The following is a 557-nucleotide window of genomic DNA, read 5'->3' as shown; positions in this document are numbered from 1 at the left end:
ATTCGTAGGAGCTTTTGGCTCAGATTGTTAAAGAATAAATAGTTCAGACGACCTCGAAAAAGGATCGAGGTCGTTTGAAAAGCAGAAACAGCATGATTACCGCACCCACGCTACGGCGGAATTTGAGGTTTCATGCGGGCTACGGCTTGTTGTTGGGTCTCGACCCAACCTACACACTACCCAAGCAATGCGCTTAGCGGCATTCGGATGGTGCAAATCGAGCAGGCAGCGTTCCTGGGGTGACGGGAGTCAGGCCATAATGGTCTGCAGTTGCATGGGTATCGGATGAACATGCCCATTGCACCACGCCCATATTGGCGGATGTAAAGGCTTGCTGCAGGGTATCGTATCCACCTGTTGCTCTAGGGACAAAAGGTGTCAAGGTCAAGGTATTGGCATTGGCATCCAAACCTACGGCTGCGGCATTATAAGTAATGGTAATCACGCCGCTTGTCGGGTCGCCTTGTATAGAATCTACATACTTACTGTTCGCTCCCGTATTGTTGTTGCGAGTGTTCATTTCAGTGATAGCACTACGCAAGTACACAGATGATGTC

General features: G+C 49.6%; 1 protein-coding gene. It reads right to left on the bottom strand.

From position 1 onward, the window contains the following. Positions 1-193: 193 nt before the first annotated feature. On the bottom strand, positions 194-557 hold a 364-nt coding region (locus ACTHUR_RS17000; protein WP_440399874.1), incomplete at its 5' end, for a pilin.

This window comes from Neisseria sp. P0021.S007, from assembly GCF_051956855.1.
Note: the sequence above shows the minus strand (reverse complement) of the source record. Positions and strands in the feature narration are given on the sequence as shown.